We start from the raw sequence: 793 nt of genomic DNA on the forward strand, positions 1-793 counted from the left end.
GTGAACGAACCGGTGCATATGCTGATGAAGGTGGAAACCCATAACCACCCTACGGCGATTGCGCCGCATCCGGGGGCGGCCACCGGTTCCGGTGGTGAAATCCGTGACGAAGGTGCCACCGGCCGTGGCTCCAAGCCCAAGGCCGGGTTGAACGGCTTTTCCGTATCCAATCTGAATATCCCCGGTTTTGGCCAGCCCTGGGAGCAGCCCTACGGTAAACCCGGGCGCATTGCCTCTGCACTGGACATCATGATCGAGGGGCCGATTGGCGCTGCTGCATTCAATAACGAATTTGGTCGTCCCAATCTGTGTGGTTACTTCCGTACCCTGGAAATTAACGCACCAGGTGTGAACGGTGATGAGATGCGCGGTTACCACAAGCCGATCATGATCGCCGGTGGCCTGGGCAACATCCGTGATGGTCATGTGGAGAAGAACCCGATTCCCGCCGGCGCCAAGATTATTGTGTTGGGTGGCCCGGCCATGCTGATCGGGCTGGGCGGCGGGGCGGCCAGTTCCATGGCCTCCGGCCAGTCTGCGGAAGCGCTGGATTTTGCTTCAGTGCAGCGCGAGAACCCGGAAATTGAGCGTCGGGTACAGGAAGTGATTGATCGCTGCTGGGCCCGCGGGGACGATAACCCGATTGTATCCATTCACGATGTGGGCGCTGGCGGTTTGTCCAACGCCTTGCCGGAGCTGGTCCACGATCATGATATGGGCGCCCAGCTGGAGCNGCGCAAAGTGCCCAGTTCCGAGCCCGGCATGAGCCCGGTGGAAATCTGGTGTAATGAAG

Annotated in this window: 1 protein-coding gene; it reads left to right on the forward strand. The window is 60.1% G+C overall.

The window, feature by feature from the left end; translation table 11 throughout:
* Positions 1 to 793 (forward strand): AIR synthase-related protein (locus tag A3754_RS01360; protein ID WP_255363098.1); only part of this gene is annotated, 793 nt, incomplete at both ends.

This window comes from Alcanivorax sp. HI0083, from assembly GCF_001635175.1.